General features: G+C 72.3%; 20 protein-coding genes. 10 read left to right on the top strand and 10 right to left on the bottom strand.

The window, feature by feature from the left end; genetic code table 11:
* Positions 1-58: 58 nt before the first annotated feature.
* The 7 genes from AB0B33_RS45730 to AB0B33_RS45700 all read right to left on the bottom strand — a co-directional run bounded on the left by AB0B33_RS45730 (position 59) and on the right by AB0B33_RS45700 (position 6,347).
* Positions 59-1,756, bottom strand: coding sequence for an alpha/beta fold hydrolase (locus AB0B33_RS45730; protein ID WP_360784211.1), 1,698 nt, complete (start codon positions 1,754-1,756; stop codon positions 59-61).
* Positions 1,757-1,818: 62 nt separating this feature from the next.
* Positions 1,819-2,286 (bottom strand): RDD family protein, encoded by a 468-nt coding sequence (locus tag AB0B33_RS45725; protein WP_247023968.1) that lies wholly within the window; start codon positions 2,284-2,286, stop codon positions 1,819-1,821.
* A gap of 94 nt (positions 2,287-2,380) precedes the next feature.
* Complete coding sequence (locus tag AB0B33_RS45720) at positions 2,381-3,031, bottom strand: response regulator transcription factor (RefSeq protein WP_247023969.1); 651 nt, start codon at positions 3,029-3,031, stop codon at positions 2,381-2,383.
* Positions 3,031-4,221: a histidine kinase gene (locus AB0B33_RS45715; RefSeq protein WP_360784207.1), complete on the bottom strand. Its 1,191-nt coding sequence runs from the start codon at positions 4,219-4,221 to the stop codon at positions 3,031-3,033. The genes AB0B33_RS45720 and AB0B33_RS45715 overlap by 1 nt, the downstream gene beginning before the upstream one ends.
* Positions 4,222-4,246: 25 nt before the next feature.
* The gene (locus tag AB0B33_RS45710; protein WP_360784204.1) at positions 4,247-4,693 is read right to left on the bottom strand and encodes a hypothetical protein; all 447 of its coding nucleotides are present in this window, start codon (positions 4,691-4,693) and stop codon (positions 4,247-4,249) included.
* Between the two features lie 76 nt (positions 4,694-4,769).
* On the bottom strand, positions 4,770-5,645 hold the full coding sequence (locus tag AB0B33_RS45705) for a LysR family transcriptional regulator (protein ID WP_360784202.1): 876 nt from the start codon (positions 5,643-5,645) through the stop codon (positions 4,770-4,772).
* A gap of 168 nt (positions 5,646-5,813) precedes the next feature.
* Positions 5,814-6,347, bottom strand: a complete 534-nt coding sequence (locus tag AB0B33_RS45700; protein WP_247023973.1) for a DinB family protein — start codon at positions 6,345-6,347, stop codon at positions 5,814-5,816.
* Positions 6,348-6,867: 520 nt separating this feature from the next.
* Between AB0B33_RS45700 and AB0B33_RS45695 the strand changes: the two genes are divergently transcribed.
* The 7 genes from AB0B33_RS45695 (at position 6,868) to AB0B33_RS45665 (ending at position 14,309) form a co-directional block, all read left to right on the top strand.
* Positions 6,868-7,839 (top strand): oligogalacturonate lyase family protein, encoded by a 972-nt coding sequence (locus AB0B33_RS45695; protein WP_247023974.1) that lies wholly within the window; start codon positions 6,868-6,870, stop codon positions 7,837-7,839.
* A gap of 469 nt (positions 7,840-8,308) precedes the next feature.
* Positions 8,309-8,479, top strand: coding sequence for a hypothetical protein (locus AB0B33_RS45690; protein WP_360784198.1), 171 nt, complete (start codon positions 8,309-8,311; stop codon positions 8,477-8,479).
* A 50-nt stretch (positions 8,480-8,529) separates the two neighbouring features.
* Positions 8,530-9,696, top strand: a complete 1,167-nt coding sequence (locus AB0B33_RS45685) for a hypothetical protein (protein WP_360784195.1) — start codon at positions 8,530-8,532, stop codon at positions 9,694-9,696.
* 158 nt (positions 9,697-9,854) lie between these two features.
* Complete coding sequence (locus tag AB0B33_RS45680) at positions 9,855-10,391, top strand: RICIN domain-containing protein (protein WP_360784192.1); 537 nt, start codon at positions 9,855-9,857, stop codon at positions 10,389-10,391.
* A 371-nt stretch (positions 10,392-10,762) separates the two neighbouring features.
* The gene (locus AB0B33_RS45675) at positions 10,763-11,266 is read left to right on the top strand and encodes a hypothetical protein (protein ID WP_360784189.1); all 504 of its coding nucleotides are present in this window, start codon (positions 10,763-10,765) and stop codon (positions 11,264-11,266) included.
* Positions 11,263-12,498, top strand: coding sequence for a glucose-6-phosphate dehydrogenase (locus AB0B33_RS45670; protein ID WP_360784186.1), 1,236 nt, complete (start codon positions 11,263-11,265; stop codon positions 12,496-12,498). The genes AB0B33_RS45675 and AB0B33_RS45670 overlap by 4 nt, the downstream gene beginning before the upstream one ends.
* Positions 12,495-14,309 (top strand): glycoside hydrolase family 15 protein, encoded by a 1,815-nt coding sequence (locus tag AB0B33_RS45665; RefSeq protein WP_360784184.1) that lies wholly within the window; start codon positions 12,495-12,497, stop codon positions 14,307-14,309. Before AB0B33_RS45670 ends, AB0B33_RS45665 begins: the two co-directional genes overlap by 4 nt.
* Here the strand turns inward: AB0B33_RS45665 and AB0B33_RS45660 are convergent.
* Complete coding sequence (locus tag AB0B33_RS45660; RefSeq protein ID WP_360784181.1) at positions 14,306-14,743, bottom strand: SRPBCC family protein; 438 nt, start codon at positions 14,741-14,743, stop codon at positions 14,306-14,308. The two genes, AB0B33_RS45665 and AB0B33_RS45660, sit on opposite strands and share 4 nt — an antisense overlap.
* 139 nt (positions 14,744-14,882) lie before the next feature.
* On the opposite strand from AB0B33_RS45660, the gene AB0B33_RS45655 reads away from it, so the two are divergent.
* From AB0B33_RS45655 to AB0B33_RS45645, 3 genes are read left to right on the top strand one after another with little or no spacing between them, the layout of a single operon-like run.
* Entirely contained in the window at positions 14,883-15,092 is a 210-nt protein-coding gene (locus tag AB0B33_RS45655; protein WP_360784178.1) for a hypothetical protein, read from the top strand.
* Positions 15,079-16,362: a cupin domain-containing protein gene (locus tag AB0B33_RS45650; RefSeq protein ID WP_360784175.1), complete on the top strand. Its 1,284-nt coding sequence runs from the start codon at positions 15,079-15,081 to the stop codon at positions 16,360-16,362. The genes AB0B33_RS45655 and AB0B33_RS45650 overlap by 14 nt, the downstream gene beginning before the upstream one ends.
* On the top strand, positions 16,359-17,261 hold the full coding sequence (locus AB0B33_RS45645; protein ID WP_360784173.1) for a sucrase ferredoxin: 903 nt from the start codon (positions 16,359-16,361) through the stop codon (positions 17,259-17,261). Before AB0B33_RS45650 ends, AB0B33_RS45645 begins: the two co-directional genes overlap by 4 nt.
* Here the strand turns inward: AB0B33_RS45645 and AB0B33_RS45640 are convergent.
* Together AB0B33_RS45640 and AB0B33_RS45635 are read right to left on the bottom strand one after the other, a co-directional pair.
* Positions 17,233-17,970 (bottom strand): hypothetical protein, encoded by a 738-nt coding sequence (locus tag AB0B33_RS45640; RefSeq protein ID WP_360784170.1) that lies wholly within the window; start codon positions 17,968-17,970, stop codon positions 17,233-17,235. The two genes, AB0B33_RS45645 and AB0B33_RS45640, sit on opposite strands and share 29 nt — an antisense overlap.
* Positions 17,963-20,971 (bottom strand): DEAD/DEAH box helicase, encoded by a 3,009-nt coding sequence (locus tag AB0B33_RS45635; protein WP_360784167.1) that lies wholly within the window; start codon positions 20,969-20,971, stop codon positions 17,963-17,965. Before AB0B33_RS45635 ends, AB0B33_RS45640 begins: the two co-directional genes overlap by 8 nt.
* Positions 20,972-21,002 lie beyond the last annotated feature (31 nt).

Here is a 21,002-nt window from a genome sequence, read left to right as displayed (position 1 = left end):
GGGGATCGCCGGGCCGGACACGGCCGAGGTCAGCGCTCTCGACCGTGTCCGGCGGCCGTCAACGCCCGTCGTTGAGCTCGCCGATGCTGCGGCGCACCGCGGCGCGCAACGTGGGATCACCGGCTTCGGCCGCGGCGGCCGTCGCCACGTGCGCGCCGGTGACCGGGCCCGCCACCGGGAAGACGCGATCCTCGCCGGGCAGCGGCACTCCGGGGCAGGTGACCGAACCCGGCCGGGAGTTCGCCGTCAGGAACACGTTGACCATGCCGTCGACGCAGGGGTTGCCGCCCAGCGCGTACTGGCCGTGGAACGCCGCGTCGTCGACCGAAACCAGCGGGACGCCGGCGGTGCGGACCGCCGAACGTGCTTGCTCGTAGCCGGTTTGCGGGTCGAACTCGCCTTGGACCACCAGGACGTTGGCCGCGGCTTCGGCCGGGAGCCCGGCCAGGAGCTGCCGGGGCCGGTCGGACCAGAAGCCGCACGGCTCGGTCAGTCCGTAGGCCCAGCCGAAGATCGGGTAGCGCGGGCCCTGGCGGTCGGACAAGCTCTTGTACCAGCCGGCGGTCCTGGTCGGCTGGTCGCCGCACGCCACCGCGTACCGCGTGCCGGAAACCTTGCGGTAGTCCGGTTCCGCCGCGGCCAGCCCGGCGACGACGTCGGCGCCGCTCAGCTGCGCCAGCCGCTTGCCGAACACGGCCGCGGACCAGGTGTCCAGCTGCTGCGCGAGCGCCGCCGGGGCCTGGGCGGGCTTGCCGTCGAGCTCGCCGGCGCCGGCGATCAGGACGGCGGCGTCGAGGATCCACCGGATCTCGTTGCCGTTGCCCACGAACAGGGCGTCGAACTGGTCCGGCGCCACGCCGAGCCCGGCGTAGAACCCGCGCAGCCGCTCGATCTTCTGCTTCACCTCGGCCGGGGTGGCGCCCAGCTGGGCGGGGAACTGGCGGGCCAGCCACGGCACGAAGACGTCGTCGGTCTGCCGCTGGCCGATCTGCGGGAACGCCTCGAAGTCCGCCTGCAGCCGGCCTTCGAAGTCGACGCTGGAGTCGAGCACGACCTTGCCCGCGCGGGCCGGGAACAACGACGCGTACTTGGCGCCGAGCCAGGTGCCGTAGGAGTACCCGAGGTAGTTGAGCTTCTCGTCGCCGAGCAGGGAGCGGATCAGGTCCATGTCGTGCGCGGTCTGCCAGGTGGTGACGAACGGCGCGATCGCGTCGCTCTGGCACGCTTCCGCGATCGCCCGCGGCGTCTTGCGGTGCTCGGCGATGCTGGTCGCCGAACGGTCACGCGCGTCGAGCGGCCCCTGCGGCAGCCGTCCCGTCGGTACCTCGCAGACGAAGCCGGTGTCCGGGGTGCCTTCGTGCCCGGTGCCGCGGGGATCCATGCCGATGAAGTCGTAGCGCTCGTTCACGCTCGGTTCGAGGCCCGCCAGCGCACCCGCGAGGGAACTGCCCTGGCCGCCGGGACCGCCCGGGTTCACCAAGAGCGCGCCGGTCCGCTCCCCCGTCGCCGCGACCCGGCTGATCGACACGCTCAGGTCCACCCCGGAATCCGGGTTCGCCCAGTCCCGCGGCACGGTGATCACCGCGCATTCGGCCGGCTTCGCCCCTTCGGCGACCGGGAACGGGCACGCTCCCCACGTCACCTGCTGGCCGGTGTAGCGGTCCGGGGTGGCCGCGGCGGCGGTGGCCGCGGGGACCGCCGGAACCGCGAGCAGGACGGCGGTGGCCAAGAGCCGGGTCGCTGTTTTCTTTTTCACATGACGCCCCTCGTCCGGGTGAATCATCACCCGGAGTATGGCGCGGGATCCCGGCGCCGGGATCAACCGAAAGTACGAGGAGATCCGGAGCTGTGCTCGACGCCGGCGCGCACCACGACGGTCCGCGCCACCAGGTCGCCGAGCCGCTGCCGCCGCGCGGTCACCACGATGCTGACGACGGCCACCAGTCCGAACAGCAGCCCGTCGACGGTCATCAGGAGCCACCGGAACAGGTACGCGCGCGCCTTCGGCCGCCCGCCGCGCAGGGTTTCGACCCGCAGCCCCATCACCAGCATGCCCGGGGTGACGCCGCCGCGGCGCAGCGGGACCCAGATGTGGATCGCGGCGTCACACGCGTAATCGACGGCGAAGAACGTGATCGCCGGGGCCCACAGGATCGTTTTCGGCGGTACCAACCCCCACCGCAGCAAGGGAATGACGACGAGGCCGGCCGCGAGCGCGGCGAGCATCCCCAAGCCCATGGCGAGCGCTTGGTCCAGCACCACCTGCACCACCCTGCGGCCCGCCATCCTCAGCCCCTCCGGCACTTCTCGCCGTCCGGCCGGGATGGTCACCGCGCTGACCGCACACTCGGCGAGTTTCGCACACCGGTCAAGTGGTGGATCACCCCAGCAACCCGCGCTGCCACGCCCAGACGGCGATCTCCGTGCGGTTCCGGAGTTCGAGCTTGCGCTGCACGCTCGCCAGGTGCGTCTTGACCGTCGAGAGGGAGACGCGGAGGTCGTCGGCGATCTCCGCGTTGGTCCGGCCGCGGGCGACCGCGAGCACCACATCGGACTCGCGGTCGGTCAGCAGGCCCGGTGTCCCCTGCGCGCGCTGCCGCGCCTGCTCGGTGAACCGGGCGAGCAGGCGCACGGTCACCGAAGGCGACACCATCGCCTCGCCGTGGGCCGCCGCGCGGACCGCGTCCACCAGCAGCCGCGGACCGGCGTCCTTGAGCAGGAACCCGCTGGCCCCGCCGAGCAGGGCGGCGTAGACGTTCTCGTCCGCGTCGTAGGTCGTCACCACCACCACGCGGAGCGGGTGCGCGACGGCCGGCCCGGCCAGCAGCTCGGTGGCCCGCAGACCGTCCACCTTGGGCATCCGGATGTCCATCAGCGTGACGTCCGGCCGCAGTTGCCGCGCCAGCCGGACCGCGCTTTCCCCGTCGGCGGCTTCGGCGATCACTTCGATGTCCGGCGCGGCGTCCAGCACCAGCCGGAAGCCGGTGCGCACCAGCACCTGGTCGTCGGCGACGAGCACGCGGATCGTCATCAGAGGCCCCTCGGCAAGGCGTCGAACGGCGAATCCTCGCCGGCGAGCGGGAACCGCGCCGCGACGCGCCACCGGCCACCGGCTGACGGCCCCGCGGTCAGGCTGCCGCCGAGCATGGCCAGCCGCTCGGTCATGCCGGTGATGCCGAACCCGCCGGGCGCGGAACGGGGCGTCGCGGGGACCCCGTCGTTGACCACCTCGAGCACGAGGTCGTCGGCCTCGACGCGAACGGAGACGACCACCTCGGTCGCGGCCGGCGCGTGCCGGCGGGCGTTGGTCAGCGCTTCGGTCACGACGCGGTGGACGGTCGTGGCCACCTGGGACGGCACCGGCAGCTGGTCCAGTTCCTCGGCGACGGCCACGCGGGCCGTGGAGCCGGCGGCCGCGCGCACCGCGTCGCCGAGCACGGCGCCGGAAAGCGGTGTCACGTCCCGGGTGTCCCGCAACATCCCGACCAGCCGGCGCGCGGCGGCCAGCGCCGCACCGCCGGCCTCCTCGATCTCGCGGTAGACCGCCGCGTGCCCGCCGACGTCCGCGTTCGCTTCGGCGATCGCGCGGGCGGCCTGCGTGCGGACGACGATCCCGCTGACGTGGTGGGACACCAGGTCGTGCAGTTCCCTGGCCAGTTGCAGGCGTTCCTGGCCGCGCACCCGGTCCAGCGCGTCCCGCTGCCTGGCGTCCGCCGCCCGCAGGATCAGCCCGACGCCGACGCACGCTCCCCAGTACGCGGCGGCGGCCACCGCCAGCAGCGTCTCCGGCTCGCCGGCGCCGTAGCGCAGCAGCGGCGCGGCGATCATCACCGCACCGAGTGCCGGCGCCAGCGCGGCCGCGTGCCTCGGCTCGAGCGTGCGGCCGGCCGACGCCGTGAGCAGCCCGGCGGCGACGATCTCCGCGATCGGCGGCTGGCTCCGGGTGTGCGCGGTGAGCGACACGACCGTGCTGATCGCCGACAGCGCGGCGACGATGCTCCCCAGCACGCCGACGTGGCGGGGGAAGCGCCGCCGCAGCACGGCCAGCACCGGGATCGCCGTCCCGGTCGAAGCCAGGACCCCGGTCAGCGGCGCGGCCCAGCCACTGCTTCCGCCGGGCACGCGCAGCACCAGCACGACGTCGGCGACGAGCGCCGCGGCCAGCGCCGCGAGCTCGGTGCCGAGCATGCCGCGCCGGGCCCGGACCCCCGCTCTGCGCATGGCCGTCATGATCCCGCGATCCGGTTCAGCCCGCGCGCCGGATCCCGGCGATGTAGCGGTTGGACGGCGCCAGGTAGCTGAGCACGGTCGCGACGACGGCCACCCCGCAGCTCAGGTAGCCCGCCCACGACGGTTCGGTGGTGAGCAGCGAAGCGGCCTGCAGCAAGGTGAAGACGGTCAGCGTGACGCGGGCCCAGTTGCGGCCGGCCTTGAGCTTGAACGACAGCCACAGGTAGACCAGCGCGATGACCACGGCGATCGCGACCGGGACGCCCTGCCCGACCAGGGTGAGCCGGTCGAGCTGGTCTTGCGGCATCGCCGGGTTCGCCCGGCGCAAGGCCGCCGCGATTTCGTCGCGCGCGCTCAGGACGAGCAGCCCACCGGCGATCGCGGACACCGTGGACACCAGGAAGCCGAAGAAGGCGGCGATGATCGTGCTCGGCGGGTTCTCCCGCACCGTTTCGGTAGTCATACCGGGAAGTTAGGACTCGCCGCGCCCCGGCACCGGTTGAGCCGAGCCCGCCTCGTACTTTCGGCCGAGGCAGGCCTCAGGCGACGGACAGCCGTTCCGCGAGCAGCTCGAGGTCCGCGCCCATCGACGTCCCGGCGCTCCAGACGGCTTCGTAGGAGATCCGGACCGCACGGCCGGCCGCGAGCAACGGACGGTGCCGGACCCCGGCCGAGGTGAGTTTCGATCGCGGCAGCATCGCCGCTCCCAGGCCGAGTCCGGCCCATTCCTCCAGCACCCGGTAACTCGCGGCTTCGTCCGGGTAGGCCCGCAACGGCAGTTCGTGCTCCTGGAACAGCTGCGTGGTGAACGTGGTCAGGCCGCACGAATCCGGGACCAGGATGAACTCTTCGCGGCCCGCCTCCCCCAGTTCCAGCGGCCGGTCGTCGACGTCGGAGCCGACCACCACGATCGGCTCGGCCTCGACGACGCGGTGCTCGAACCGCGGCAGCGGCGCGACGGCCGGGACCAGGATGATGTCGAGGTCACCGGTGAGCAGCCCGGTGCGCAGGTTCTCCATGCCGGCCTCGCGCAGCACGAGATCCCGGGGCGTGGGGAGCGCGCGCACGGCGCTGAAGGCACGGGCGACGAGGTGCCCGCCGATGAGCGGCGAGACGCCCATGCGGATCTTCCCGGCGGCCGGCTCGGTCAGCCGCCGCGCTTCGGCGGCCACCGCGTCCAGGCCGGCCAGCGCCTGGTCGATGAGCGGCAGCAGCCGCGCCCCGAACTCCGTGCGCGTCACCCCGCGCGGGGACCGGTCGAACAGCTTGCCGCCCAGCCGCTCCTCGAGCTTGGCGATCCCGTTCGACAACGCCGGCTGGCTGACACCGTAGGCACGCGCCGCGGCGCTGAACGACTGGGTCTCGGCGACCGCCCGCGCGTACCGCAGCGCCTCGACGCTCAACCGCTCAGCCACGATCGGGCCCTGTCACCGGCGCCTCCATTGCCTTGTTGAACTGCGCAGACTCTTGCGACTTGCCCGGTACGCCGGACCGCAGCTCGGCCGGTGTCGCTTCGGCGAGCGACCGCGGCCCGCGCCGCCGGGTCAGCGGGACTCCGCGGTGGTGCAGTCATGCCGGCTCGGTCAGCCGAGGGGTGCGAGGACCAGGTAGCCGTCCAGGCGGCACACCTGGCCGGTGTCGGGGTCGGGTGGCAGCGCGTGCCCGAGGGCCTGCGCGCGGACTTCGCCGATCCACTGGTCGTGCTGGTACTCGTGGTTGACCAAGGCGGTCAGCAGGTGCGTCGCGACGATCGCCAGCTGGCCCGGGGCGGCGACCCGGCCGCCGGCGATGGCGGACATGCGGGCGTGCACCCGCTCGGCGACGGTTTCGCGGAACGCGGTGAGCCGCTCGACCGTGGGCAGGGCGCCGCGGAACTCCTCCGGGTTCGCCGAGTCCATGAGGCCGTCCAGCTCGGGGTCGGGGCTGGGTTCGGCCGCGGTGAGGTTGCGGACCATGAAGTGCGCGACGTGCGCCTGGTGCCCGAGGTGCCAGCCGATCGCGCTGGAGTTCTCGTGCGGGCGCCAGGTGATCTCGTCCGGACTGAGGTCCTTCCACAGCTGGTCGGTGTAGGCGCGGGCGCGGTCGTATTCGCGCAGCAGCGCGTCGACGTCATGCATGGCTGACCTCCCGGTGGCGGGTGATGGCTTCGAACGGCGCGGTGCTGCTCCCCGTGACCACTCCTGACAGCGCCGGAACCCGGTTTCCCCGGCCCCGCGCAAAACCGAACACGTCGGCAGGAGACCACCGTGAATGCCCGGATAACCGGACGTTATAGCCACCAAAGGTGTGCGGCAAGAGGCCATCGGAATCCGTTATGACCCCATCACGTTTAATTTTCTACCAAGAGCTCCGTTAGTCCAGCCGTGTTCGCCGGCCTTCCGCTCCACCCGAAAGGATGAGGTTGGATCCATTGTGAAGCGGGACGACGATTTCTATAGTCGATAACGGTGCTCCTCTCGCACCCGACCCAGGAAGGGTTTATTCCCAATGAAAAAGTCTTTGGCGTTTGTCATGTCGGTGATCATGGTCGGATTTCCCTGCGTCGCTCTCGGAGACGAACGCGCGCCCGATGCCGGAAAGGGGACGCGGTTCGAAGCCGAATGGAAGACCCTTTCGGCCCTTGACAGCGATTACGAGGTGATCCAGCTCACCACTTCCAGATCGCTCGACAACAAGATGTACCTCGACGTGAACCCGTACGTACCCTCGCTCAATTCCGTCATGTTCATGTCGGAGCGGGACGGCGGGCACGAGAACCTGTACCTCATGTCGCTCGACAACGGCAAGTTCGTGCAGCTGACCGATTCCGATCACATCGACGGCGACCACGCGAACGTCTCACCCGCGACCGAGCAGGCGTTCTTCGTCGAAGACCGGACGTTCACCAGCGTCGGCCTGCGCGCCCCGTACCAGGAGAAGAAGATCCGCACCGTGCCGGACAAGTACGACGTCAAGGGGATCGTCGCACTGACGTCGGACGGGAAGACGATCGTGTCGTCCCTGTACGACGAGGACGAAAAACGCTCCTCGCTCGTCACCATCGACGTGAAAACGGGGCAACTCGAAACGATCAAGAAGATCGACGGGACCGTCGACCACGTGCTGATCAACCCGGTGTACGGGGACACCCTCCTCTACCACGTGCTCGACAAGAACGAGATCGGGCTCGTCGACATCGGAACGAAGAAGCGGACACTCCTGACCGGGCCGGAAGACCACGGCGTGCACCCGTTCTGGGAGTCCACCGGCAAGGACGCCGCTTTCGCGCAGCGGAAGCAGGGTGACACACCGGAGCAGGTGGTGACCTACAACATCCGCAAGGAGCGATTCTTCAGCTACGACATCCGGGACTACAGCAACCACTTCGCCATGAACCCGTCCCAGACGATCATCGAAGGGGACGGCGGGACCGACGATTCGCGGTACATCTACTACTATTACATCAAGCCGGGCACCGACAAGGTCGACACCGTGAAGATGTTCAAGCACCGAAGCTCATCGTCCTCGGAATCGGTGCACCCGCACGGCGCCTTCATCAACGACACGGACCTGATCTTCAACAGCGACGCGGACGGCGACGGCAACGTCTACCTGCTGCGGGAGAAATAGTCATCCACCACCGTGCCGCCGCGGCCGGGTCCGCAGGACCGACCCGGCCGCGGCCGGCGCGAGCCGTCCTCAGGGCAGCCGGACCGCCTCGATCTCGACGTCGCTCAGCAGTGCTTCGACCAGGCGCGATCTCGGGGTCGTCGTACAAGGTCACGGCGTCACCGAGCTTCCCGCCCGCACGTGGAGGTTCTCGAAGTCGGCAGCGTCCAGGTCTCGCGGTCCAGGCTTCCTTCGGTGGGCGGGACGATGCCGAGCGGCCAGCTGCCTTCCTTCTTGACCGAGGGGAAGCAGCGGTACGACGGAAGCAGGCCGTCGGGGACGACGGGGTCGCCGGTGCCGCCCGCGATGCCGGACGCGCATGCCGAGCCCGCGATTTCCCCGTGCCGATGGTGGTCGGCAGGTGTTCCACCCGTTCTCCGCCACGGCGAGAAAATGCCGTGGTCGGCCCGCCCGGCTAGGGTCGCCTGTTGTGGATGACTTCAAGATCGGCGAGACGGTCCGCATCACCGGCCGCACCATGACCGGCAGTGTCGGCACCGTTGTTCACCTGGATGAAAAGCGCGGGAAGTACCTCGTGCGGATCAGCGACGTCCTTCAAAACTACTTCACGGCGGAAGAGCTGGAAGTGTTCTCGAGCTAGCGGGCCGGGGCACCGGGGCGACGGGCGGGGCCACCGGGGATCATCTGTCCATGCCGACGTCATCGCCCCAGGCACGGGTCCAGCGGACCGAACGCTGGTTCCTCCGGCGCGGAACCCCGACGATGATCGCCGGGTACGGCTTCACCGAGCACGTGCTGCCCCGGATGCTGCCCGCGCTCGTCTTCGTCACCCTCGCCAGCCTCGCCTGGCTCGTCCCGCTCAAGACCGCGGGCTCCGGCCGGTGGGTTCTGCTCGGTGTCGTCGTCGCGGTGACCGTCGCGGCCTGGGTGACGATCTCCCTGTTCGTCCGGCGCCTCCCCCGCTTCTCCCGCGCCACGACCATCGCCATCCTGATCGGCTACGCCGCGATGCCGATCGCCGTCCCGCTGCTGCAGCTCGCCTTCGACGGCGCCATCACCCTCCCCGGCGCCCGCGCGCTGGGCGTTCTGGCGTTCCTCGTGTTCTTCGCCGCCGTCTTCGCGGCCACCTACGTCGCCACCACCTACGGCTTCGGCACCCTCCTGCGCCAGGGCATCAAGCAGGCGGTCACCGATCTCCGCAACAGCGTCCAGGTCCTCGGCCGGGCCCTGCCGGTGCTGCTGTTCGTCACCCTGTTCCTCTTCTTCACCGGCGAGCTCTGGCAGCTGATGAACCAGCTCGCCTGGTGGCGCCTCGCGCTGGTCGTCGCCCTCTTCGGCGCGGTCACCGTCCTCGCCGCGGCCGCCCGTCTCCGCGAGGAAATCGGCCGCGTCGAACAGGACTTCAGCCCGCCCATGCTCACCGCCGCCTGCGCCGGGACCCCGCTCGCCGCCGTCACCCTCGACGCCCCCGTCCGCGCGGTCAGTCTCAACGGACGTCAGAAGCGCAACCTGCTGCTGATGCTCGCCACCCGCCAGCTCGTCCAGGCCGCGGTCATCGGCCTCGCCCTGTTCGCCTTCTTCGTGCTCCTCGGCGTGATCATCGTGACCCCCGCCGCGGCCGAGCAGTGGATCGGCACCACACCGGCGATCTCACCGCTGCTGCCCGGCGTCCCGGTCGCCCTGCTGCGCAACGCCACCCTGCTCGCCGGGTTCGGCAGCATGTACTTCGCCGTCACGTCGATGAGCGACACCGAGCACCGCAAGCAGTTCTTCGCCCCGATCATCGACGAAATCGAGCGCACCCTCGCCGTGCGCGCCGTCTACCTCACCCTGCAGACGGACGCCGTCAAGGCGTGATCGGGCCGGGGCCAATCGAGTGAACCGGTCGTCCGGGGTTCAACCGCATCCCCGCAGTGGGCGTGTCCGCGGATGACCACATCCGGACCGGCACCGCCGCACCGAAGGGGAGTCAATTCATGGACAACCACGGAAGACGTCTTTCCCGCGTGGGAAGAATGCCGAGCACCCGGCGACGGATCGCGTCGATCGTCGCGGTCGCCGGCCTCGCGGCCTCCGCCGTGCTCGGGGGCGCGGCGACGGCATCCGCCGCTGTTCCGGGTGCCTTCACCTGGGTCAACGCCAAGACCGGCAAGTGCATGGCCGTGTCCGGCGGCGTCATGACCGGTGGGACACCCGTCATCCAGTGGGGCTGCAACGGCAACATCGACCAGTACTGGCTGGAAGTCGACTACTCCGGGGCCGAGATCTACTCCGAATTCCGGAGCGCCAAAGATCCTCGGTTCTGTCTCGCGGTCCCCCACGACACCACGCAACGCGGTGTTCAGCTGATCATCTGGCCGTGCGGCGGTCAGCTGGGGCAGTTCTGGGACCCGGTGCCCGTCCAGCTGGGTTCCGGCGTGCGGTGGTTGCTGCACAACTTCGGCACGGGCAAGTACGCCGCCGTCTCGGGCGGGCTGCCCGACCCCGATGTGCCGATCATCCAGTGGGACGCCACCGGAAACCTGGACCAGTACTGGTTCCCCCGGTACTGACGCGCTGCCCCCGGGTTGAGTCTCCGCCGAGAGGAGACTCAGCCCTCGAGGTGCACATCCGGGTGCGCGAACCGGAAATCGCCCCCGCGGGAAATGGACCTGACAGGCGGCCCAGCGCGCCGACGGCGACACGACCGGCCTGCACCACGATCCGCGCGTGACGCGGTACTGGCAGCTGGTCGCCACCATCGGCGGCCGGCCGCCGCTCTCGGGTCCGGAACCGGTGTTCGCCGGGTTCGGCCAGGCACTGCCCCCTCGGCTGGACGACCGGCGCTGACGCCCGGTGCGCCGCCGGAGCACCCATGGTTGGGGACAGCGGGTACGGGGTACCAGCGCAGTCCGCTCACCGACCAGCACGACCGAGGACGAGCATGCCTGAGCCGATCACGCCCGAGCCCCTGCCGGCCGAGCTGCGGGCGCTGGCCGCCGACGCGGAAGCGCTCGCGGCCCGGACCGCGGAAGTGGCCGCCCGGCTGGAGACCGCGCCCGACGGCAGCCTGCAGCGGCTCGCCCGGCCCATCGCGAAGGCGACCCACGACCTGAGCGACTACACCGACGAAGTCGTCCGGACGGCCGAAAACCTGGCCCGGGTCCGGGTGTCGCGCGACCCCGGCCTGTGCGACGTCCCGTGGGGCGTCTGCCCGGCCCACGGCGTCACGCTGCGCGCGAGCGGGGACCGCGCCTGGTGCACCCACCCCGGCTGCGCCGGCGAATGGGACTACGACCGGCTCCGCACCCCCTGCACGGAGCCGGCCACCGCGGTCGTCACCGACGAAGACGGCGTCACCGGCCGGCTGTGCGCGGCGCACGCCCGGGACGCCGGCGACCGGCTGGCCGGCTGCACCGTCTCCGACCTGGAGCACCCGGGCGCATGACGCTCGGCGTGCGGCCGGTTTTCCCGGCGCCTAGGGTCGAGATCGTCTTCGCCGCGGCGGCCGACGTCGCCCACCCCTTCGATCGGAGGTGCGCCATGTCCGCCGTCCCGCCGCACGTCCTGGTGGTCTTCGGGGCCACCGGGGACCTGGCCCGGCGCATGCTGTTCCCCGGCCTCGGCCGGCTGCACCGGGAAGGCCTGCTGCCCGACGGCTTCCGCGTGCTCGGGTCCGGGCGGCACTCCCCCGGCGACGACGAGTTCCGCGAGAGCCTCGGCGACGCCATCAGCGGGTTCGAAGACCGCGTTTCGTTCGTGGTCTCCGACAGCGACGACGGCGCCGAGCTCGCGGCGGCCGTCCGGGAAGCCCGCGCTGAGCTCGGCGACGGCAGCCGGACGCTGCTCTACCTCTCGGTCCCGCCCGCCGCGATGGGCCCGATGGTGCGGATGTTCGGCGACACCGGCCTGGCCGAGGACGCGCGGCTGATCCTGGAGAAGCCGTTCGGCCACGACCTCGCGTCGGCGAAGGAGCTGAACGAGACCGTACGCGGGGTGTTCCCCGAGGACCGCGTGTTCCGGATCGACCACTTCCTGGGCAAGACGGCCGTGCGTGAACTGGCCGGCGTCGTCCCGGACGCCTCCTCGGTGCGGATCGACGTGCCCGAGGAGATCGGCATCGAGGGCCGCGGGTCGTTCATGGAGGCCACCGGCACCTTCCGGGACATGGTGCCCACGCACCTCTGCCAGGTCCTGGGCGTGCTCGCGGCGGCGCCGGGCCAGGAGAAGCTGGACGTCTTCCGCGCGCTGCGCCCCTTCGATCCCGGGCGGGCGGTGTTCGGCCAGTACGAGGGCTACCGCGAAGAAGACGACGTCGACCCCGGTTCCGACCGCGAAACGTTCGTCGCGCTGGAAGCCTTCGTGGACGACGACCGCTGGCGTGGCGTGCCGTTCTTCCTGCGCACCGGCAAGGCCATGGCGGAGACCCGCGCCGAAGTCGCCGCGGGCTCGCTGCACGTCGACCTCACCGACGAGGACGAAGGCGAGCCGTACGCGCGCCTGCTGCTCGAAGCCATGCAGGGCGACCGGTCGTGGTTCACCGGTGCCGACGAGGTCGAACGGCTGTGGGAGGTGTGCGCGCCCCTGCTCGACGCGCCGCCCGCGACCCAGCGGTACGCGCGGGGCTCGTGGGGACCGGCGGACGCGGACCGCCTGCTCGGCGGGAAGCCGGGCGGATGAGCGAGCGGTACCCGCCGATCGCCGAGCACGGGCTGATCGGCGACCTGCGCACCGCCGCCGTCGTCGGCACCGACGGCCGGATCGACTGGTTCTGCGCGCCCCGGTTCGATTCGCCGAGCGTGTTCGGCGCGCTGCTCGACGCCGACGACGGCGGCCACTGGGGCCTGCACCCGGTGTGCGAGGTGACCAACCGCCACCAGTTCTACATCCCCGACTCCAACATCCTCATCACCCGCTTCCTGACCGAGGACGGCATCGTCGAGGTGCAGGACTTCATGCCGGTCCTGCGCCCGCGCGACCCCGGGCACCGGCAGCGGCTGGTGCGGCGGGTCGTCAACGTCCGCGGCCGCATCCGGCTCGCCACCGACGTCCGGCCGCGGTTCGACTACGCGCGGGCGGCGCACCGGACGGAATCCACCGACGACGGCGTGCTGTTCGAGGGCGCCGGCCTGCGGCTCGGGCTGCGGACGCCGGTGCCGCTGAACGCGGACGACGGCGGCGTCACCGGCGAGTTCGAGCTCGGACCCGGCGAGACCGCGCTGTTCGTGCTGGAGGTGCTGGACGGCGAAGCGCCCGCTGGCCCACACGGTGAGCTCGGCGACGAGGTCGAGGAGCTGTTCCGCGCGACCGCGGCGTTCTGGCGGTCCTGGCTCGGCCGGTCCACCTACACCGGCCGCTGGCGCGAGATGGTGCACCGGTCGGCGCTGCTGCTGAAGCTGCTGACGCACGAGCCGTCCGGCGCGATCATCGCCGCGCCGACGTGCGGGCTGCCGGAGCAGGTGGGTGGCGAGCGCAACTGGGACTACCGGCACGTGTGGATCCGGGACGCCGCGTTCTCGCTGTACGCGTTGCTGCGCCTGGGTTTCACCACCGAGGCCGAGGACTTCTTCGGCTGGCTCACCGGCCGCATCGAGGGCGGCGGCGACGGCGACCTCGGCCCGCTGCGGGTGATGTACACGATCGACGGCGAACCGGCGCGCGAGGAGGAGGTGCTCGGCCACTGGGAGGGCTACCGCGGCTCGGCGCCGGTCCGGATCGGCAACGCGGCGGGCACCCAGCTCCAGCTGGACATCTACGGCGAGCTGATCGACTCGGTCTACCTGTTCGACAAGCACGGCGCCGGGATCTCGTACGAGGCGTGGCGCGACCTGACCCGGGTGCTCGACTGGCTGCTCGACCACTGGGACCAGCCCGACCAGGGCATCTGGGAGACCCGCGCGGGCCGCCAGGACCACACGTTCTCCCGGCTGATGTGCTGGGTGGCGATCGAGCGCATGGTCCGCGTGGCCCGCCGCCGCGGCCTGCCCGCCGACCTCGCGCGCTGGACGAGCGTCCGCGACGAAATCCACGAGCAGATCCAGACGCGCGGCTGGAGCGCGTCCGACGAAAGCTTTTCGCGCCAGTACGGCGAGTTCGTGCCGGACGCGTCACTGCTGCTGATGCCGCTGGTGAAGTTCTGCGTGCCGACGGACCCGCGGTTCACTTCGACGCTGCGGGCGATCGAGCGCACGCTGGTGGTCGACAGCCTGGTGTTCCGCTACGACCCGGAGCAGGCGCCCGACGGCGTGGACGGCGACGAAGGGACGTTCTCGATCTGCTCCTTCTGGTACGTCGAGGCCCTCGCGCGCAGCGGCCGCGTCGAGGAGGCGCGGCTGGCGCTGGAGAAGGTGTTCACCTACGCCAACCACGTCGGCCTCTACGCGGAGCAGATCGGCCTGACCGGAGACCAGCTGGGCAACTTCCCGCAGGCGTTCACCCACCTGTCCCTGATCAGCTCGGCGATCAACCTGGACCGGGCTCTCGGCGGCTAGCGTCCCAGGCCGTTGAGGACCTCGGTGAGCCGGCGCTCGGTGTCGTTGCCGAGCTTCTCGAACACCACCTTGCCCAGCGGTGCCGCCAGCTTGGCCGCTCCCTTGAACTGCAGCTCGTTGGTGTAGGTGATGCTCGAGCCCGACCCGCTGGGACGGACCTCGATCGTCTCGGTGGACGTCGCGGTGTCGTTGCGCCCCACCAGCACGACGCGGTCGGCCGTGAGCTGCTCCAGCGTGTAGGTCAGCTCGGTGCTGATCCCCGCGATCTTCGAGGTGTTGTGCCACGAGGAACCCACCCCGACCGGGCCGGTGTCCTCGCGGGTGCAGCTTTCCGTGCCGGGGTCCCACGCCTCGGCGTGGCCGAAGTCGGCCAGGTACGGGACGACGACGTCCGGAGCGGGGTCGACGGTGAAGGTGCGCGAAACGGAGGTCATCCTCGCGGGTACCCGCTAATCCGCGGCTCACGCCCACGGCACCGGTGAAGTCCACATCGGACGTCGCGTGCATGACCGGCGGCCCGGCGGGGTATCCGGTCACCCCGGCGTCCGGCCGGGACGAGCGAGAGGAACCGACGTGAGCTTGAACGACGACGACATCTCCACGACTTCCGGTGGCGGGCCCGAGGGCCCGGCCGACTCCGGTGCCGGTGAAGGCACCCCGGGCCAGCACGACGGCGGGGCCGACGGCGGCGCCGAGGGCCCGGCCGACTCCGGCGCGGGCGAAGGCACGCCCGGCCAGCACGACGGCGGAGCCGACGGCGGCGCGGACAGTGGCGCACGCTGATCTCGGCGAGCCCGTCGCCGGCACCGGGGACCCCGCGTTCTCGGTGCCGGCGGGTGCTCGCCCCACGCTGCGGCGGCTGGTCGGGCCGGACGTCGAGGGCTTCGCGGCGCGGCACTGGGGCCGCGAGCCGCTCGTACGGGCCGGAGCCGGGGCGACCGGTTTCCCCGACCTGCTCGACCTCGACGGCGTCGACGAACTGCTCTCGCGCCGCGGCCTGCGCACGCCGTTCCTGCGCCTCGCCCGCGACGGCGCGGTGCTCGACTCCGGGTCGTTCACCGGTGGCGGCGGCGTCGGCGCGGAGATCGGTGACCAGGTCCGCGACGACCAGGTGGCCGCCCTCTTCGGCGACGGCAGCACGATCGTGCTGCAGGGCCTGCACCGCACCTGGCCGGCCGTCGCGGACCTCGCGGTCTCCCTGACCGGCGAACTCGGCCACCCGGTCCAGGCCAACGCCTACATCACTCCCCCGTCCTCGCAGGGCTTTTCCGCGCACTACGACGTGCACGACGTGTTCGTCCTGCAGCTGGCCGGCCGCAAGCACTGGCGGGTGCACGCCCCCGTCCACGAAGCCCCGCTGCGCAGCCAGCCGTGGGCGGAGCGGGCGGAAGCCGTCGCCGCCCGCGCGCGCGACGACGCCCCGGCGATCGACCGGGTGCTCGAGCCCGGCGACGTCCTGTACCTCCCGCGCGGCTGGCTGCACTCGGCCACCGCCCTCGGCGACGTCTCCGCCCACCTGACCATCGGCGTCCACGTGGTCACCCGGTACGCCCTGGTCGAGGCGCTCGCCGCCCTCGTCGCCTCCGACGAGCGGCTGCGCACCTCCCTGCCGCTGGGGGTCGACGTCGCCGAGCCCGCCGATCTCACCGCCGACCTCGACGCGGTGCGGACGGCGCTGGCCGAGGCGCTGACCCGCGTCACGCCCGACGACGTCGCCCGCCACGTCCGCGCCCGCGTGTGGCCGGGCGGGCGGCCGGAGCCCGTCGGCCCGATCGCCGCCGCGCGGTTCGCCCACGAGCTCACCCCCGGCGACACCGTGCGCCGCCGGCACGGCCTGCGCCACCGCGTGCAGGACACCGAGGACGGGCGGGTCGCGCTGGAGCTGGCCGACCGCCGGATCACGCTCCCGGCGACCACCGCCGCGGCCCTGCGCGCGGTCCTCGACGGGCAGCCCCGGCGCGTCGGCGCGCTCCCGGAGCTGTCCGAAGCGGACCAGCTCGTGCTCGTCCGGCGGCTGCTGCGGGAAGGCGTGCTCGTAGCCTGCACGCCATGACCCGCGCCCCGCTCACCGGACCGCCGCGCTGCGCGGACCTCGCCGACGCCGACGGCGACGCCCGCGAAGGGACGGCGCCCCCGGCGGACCGGTGGCTGCTGATCGAGCACGCGGGGCCGTGGGAACGCAACGCCCTCGCCGTGTTCGACGCGGACGTGCTCGCGGCGCTCACCCGCTGGGCGGGCCGGACCCGCGGCCGGATCGTGCTGATCCGGCGGCCGGGACGCCGCACCCCGCGCGGGGACGACCCGCGCCGGTGGTTCCGCGTCGACGCCCGCCCCGGCCACGAGGAGATCCGGACCGGCGAATACCGCGGCGACGCCGACCTCGCCGCCGTGGGAGACCTGACCGGGCACCGGTCGGCCCGGCCGCTGACGCTGGTCTGCGCGCACGGCAAGCACGACACCTGCTGCGCGGTCCGCGGCCGCCCGCTCGCGGCGGCGCTGGCCGCGGCCGACCCCGAAGGCACCTGGGAGTGCAGCCACATCGGCGGGTGCCGGTTCGCCCCGGCCGTCGTGCTGCTGCCCCACGGGTTCACGTTCGGGGGCGTCGGACCGGCCGAAGCGGTTTCCCTCGTGCGCGGCTACGCGCGGGGAACGCTCGCCCCGGACACCCTGCGCGGGCGGTCGTCGGTACCCCCGGTCGTCCAAGCAGCCCAGCACCACGCGCGCAAAGCCACCGGCGCGACGGGCGTGGACGACCTGAACCCGGTGGCGTATGCCAGTGAGGACGACGGCGTCTGGCGCGTGACGCTGACCCGGCCCGAGTGCACGGTCCTGCTCCGCGAACGGCTCGTGACCGTCGACCGGCCGTTGACCTGCGCCGCCCGGCCGCCCGGGCACATCCGCGTGTTCGACGCGGTGGAAGTGCTCACGGCGGGGGGCCGGGCTCTCCGGTGAGGGCCCGGTACACCGGCCGGAGCAGCTCGGCCACGTCCTCGCCGCCCGCTGTGATCGGGAAGGACGGGGCCTGGTTCAGCAGCGCGTCGGACGACGTTTGCGGGCCGGGCAACGGAGTTGCGCCGGCGAGCCCTGGAGCCTGACCGCTGTCGAAGAACGTGTCCATCACTTCCGTCAGCGGCGGAGAACCGTCGTCCGGATCGAGCGGCTCGGCGGAAATGAGCCGGTTCTTCAGCTCCTCCAGCAGGTTCTCGCGATTCCGGCCCCGCAAAGCGAGAACGGTGAACGGGTCCTCGGCGACCCGTGCCACCAGCGCCGAGAACACGGCGTTCAGGTGGCCGCACGGAACTTCGGCGGCCGGGCACGTGCAGTCCAGGGACACCTCCCGCGCCGAGGACGGGAACAACGGCAGCCGGAGCGCTTTGCAGATCTGCTCGACGTCGCGGGGCAGCTCGCCGCTGAGGAGTTGGACCGTGGTCGACGCCTTCGCCGCCAGGGCGTGCGTGATCGCCGCCCAGTCCGATTTTCCGAACGCCGTCAGGCTGATCCGCACCTGGTGAGCACCGCTGTCTTCGACCTCGGCGTCGACTCGCCCGGCGCCGACCGACAAGGACACGACGCGACCCTGGCCGGGTGCGGGCATGAGGACGCCGATCGCCGTCAGCGCCCGGATGAAGCGGGTCGGCCACCACGGGAGCGGGTCAGTCATCCATCGCCTCCTCCCCCAGCGTGAGCACGCCGCGCAGCGCGTCGGTGGACAGCTCGGTGAGCCAGCTTTCGCCTTCGCCCACCACCATTCCCGCGAGCGCGCGCTTCCTCGTGATCAGGGTGTCGATGCGGTCCTCGATGGTGCCCGGGCAGACGAACTTCCGGACCTGGACGTTGCGTCCCTGCCCGATCCGGAACGCCCGGTCGGTGGCCTGGTTCTCCACCGCCGGGTTCCACCAGCGGTCCAGGTGCAGGACCTGGCTGGCGGCGGTCAGCGTGAGCCCCGAACCACCCGCTTTGAGCGACAGCAGCAGAATCCGCGGGCCGTCGTCGGACTGGAAGCGGTCGACGATCGCGTCTCGTGCCCCCTTGGCCAGGCCACCGTGCAGGAACTCGACTTCGGTGCCGAGCCGGTCCGACAGGTGGGGCACGAGCAGGTGGCCGAATTCGGTGTACTGCGTGAAGCACAGCGCCCGGTCGCCCGACGCCAGGATTTCGCCCAGGATCTCTTCGAGGCGGCTGACCTTGCCGGAGCGGTGGCCGATCGGGGAACCGTCGTGCAGCAGGTGCGCGGGGTGGTTGCAGACCTGCTTGAGCTTCGTGATCGCGGCGAGGATGTTGCCGCGGCGCTTGATGCCCTGGCTGTTCGCGATCTTCGTCATCATCTCGTCGACGATCGCGCGGTACAGCGTGCCCTGTTCGCGGGTGAGCCGGTATTCCTGCCGGATTTCGAGCTTTTCCGGGAGCTCGGGGACGATCGCGGGGTCCGTCTTCACCCGGCGCAGCAGGTACGGCTGCGTGAGCCGGCGCAGTTCGGCGGCCACGGCGGTGTCCCCGCCGCGCTCGATCGGGGCCGCGAACCGACGGCGGAACTCGAACCTGGTGCCGAGCAGCCCGGGGTTGAGCAGGTCCAGCACCGACCACAGGTCCGCCAGCCGGTTCTCGACCGGGGTGCCGGTCAGCGCGAGCCGGTGCTCCGCGGTGAACCGCCGCACCGCCTTGGCCGTCGCGGTGTCGGCGTTCTTGATGGCGTGCGCTTCGTCGAGCACCAGCCGCCGCCAGGCGAACTGCTCGAGCTCGCCGGCGTCACGGGCGGCCGTTGCGTAGGTCGTGACGACGAGGTCGGCCGCGGCGACCCGCCCGGCGAGATCGTCCCCGTGCGCGCGGGCGCTGCCGTGGTGGGCGAGGACGCGCAGGCCGGGGGCGAAGTTCTCCGCCTCCCGCTGCCACATGCCGACCAGCGACATCGGGCACAGCACCAGCGTCGGACGGCGCTCGCCGTCCGCCCGCTCGACGGCTTCCAGTGCCAGCGTCTGGACGGTCTTGCCCAGGCCCATGTCGTCGGCCAGGCACGCACCGAGCCCCAGCGCCGCCATGAACGCCAGCCAGGCGACGCCCCGCTGCTGGTAGGGGCGCAGGGTGGCGCGGAACGACGGCGGCAGCCCGACCGGCCGCAGGCGCTGGTCGACCCGCTCGGCCAGGACGTCCCCGACCCAGCCGCCGGCGCTGACGCCGGTGACCGGGAGCGGCGTCTCGGTCCCGAGGTGGACGAGTTCCAGCAGCTCGGCCGCGGTGGGGCGCGCGGCGAGGCGGTGCCGGTCGCGGCGCAGGAACTCGAGCCCGGCGCGGAGCCGGTCGGCGTCGACGCTGATCCACCGGCCCCGCAACCGCACCAGCTGCGTCTTCGCCGCGACCAGCCGGGCCAGCTCTTCCTCGCCGATTTCGTCGTCGCCCACCGCGATCGTCCAGCGGAACGCGGCCAGCTCGTCGCGGCCCACCCGGCTGCGCGTGACGACCTGCTCGGACGGCGTGCTGCGGACCGACAGCCGAAGCCCGAGCCGGCGCCGGCCGTCCCAGGTGGCCGGGAGCTGCACTTCGAAGCCGGCCTCGATCAGCCGGTTCGCGCCCGAGGTGAGGAACCGCTCGGCTTCCTCGACGGTCAGGTCGTATTCGGCCGGGCGGGTCCGGCGCAACGCCGGCGCCAGCATCGGTTCCACCAGCGCGGCCCGGCCCAGCTCGGCGGTGAACAGCCCCTTCGGGTCCCGGACCAGCCCGTGCGCCTCGCCCGACCAGATCTGCCCCGCCGACAGCAGCAGGCTCGGATCGGCCGTCGCCCGCAGGAGGAACTGCAGCTGCCACTTGGTGCTGTCGCCGGTCTGGTCGTCGGGATCGTCCTCGGCCGGCCGCCGCAGGGTGCCGACTTCGGCCAGCCGGAAGCACGCGCGGCCGTCGACGACGTCGGTGTCGGCGACCTGGTCCCACTTCGCGACGGCGTCGGCCAGGACCCCCAGTTCGCCCAGCGGCAGCTCGACGCGGGCGGCGCCGCCCTGCAGAGCGGCCAGCCACACCCCGGCCGCGTCCCGACCCCCGCGCAGGTCGACGGGCGGCTCCGCCCGCGCGAGCCGGTCCCGGACCGCCGTGTCGACCAGCGTGTGGAGGGCGTCGGTGACGAGCGCGCGGGGCGAGGCCCCGGTGAGCGGCGCGATCTCCTCGGCGCGCCCGACCGGCGGCATGGCCGCGACCAGCGCGTCGAACGCGACGGAGTCCACGCCCTGGAGCACCGGGCGCCACCGGGCCTCCGCCGCGTCGCCCTGGCGGACCAGCGTCGGCAGCACGCGCCCGCGCCCCACCAGGTCCGCGGCCAGGCGAGCGACCGCCCGCAGGTAGGTGACCGAAGCGCCGTACGAGGCCGCGTCGTCGAGGTCGTCCAGCTCGGCGGGGTCGACGACCAGCGCGGGCACCGACCAGGGCCGCAACGAGGGTGCCCGCCGGGGAACCGCTTCGGAGGAGGCCAGGGGCCGGTTCGCCCGCGACGGCAGCAGCAGCGTCACCGAGGTGGGCTTGCCGGGGTGCAACGCGGTCAGGTTCGCGCTGGAGACGGCGAAGGGGTGGGCCAGGGCGATCCGCGCCGACCGGCTCGACGTGCCGGCGGGGACCCGGTCCCGCTCCGCCCAGAGCAGCAGGCCGCGGCCCGGCGACCACAGAGCGTGCACCGAGGGCAAGGTCAGGGTCTCCTTCGTCCGGTCCGGGTTC

The sequence above is a fragment of the Amycolatopsis sp. NPDC049159 genome (assembly GCF_040648295.1).
In the GTDB taxonomy this organism is placed as follows: Bacteria; Actinomycetota; Actinomycetes; order Mycobacteriales; family Pseudonocardiaceae; genus Amycolatopsis; species Amycolatopsis pretoriensis_A.
This window is presented reverse-complemented; position numbering and strand designations above follow the sequence as displayed.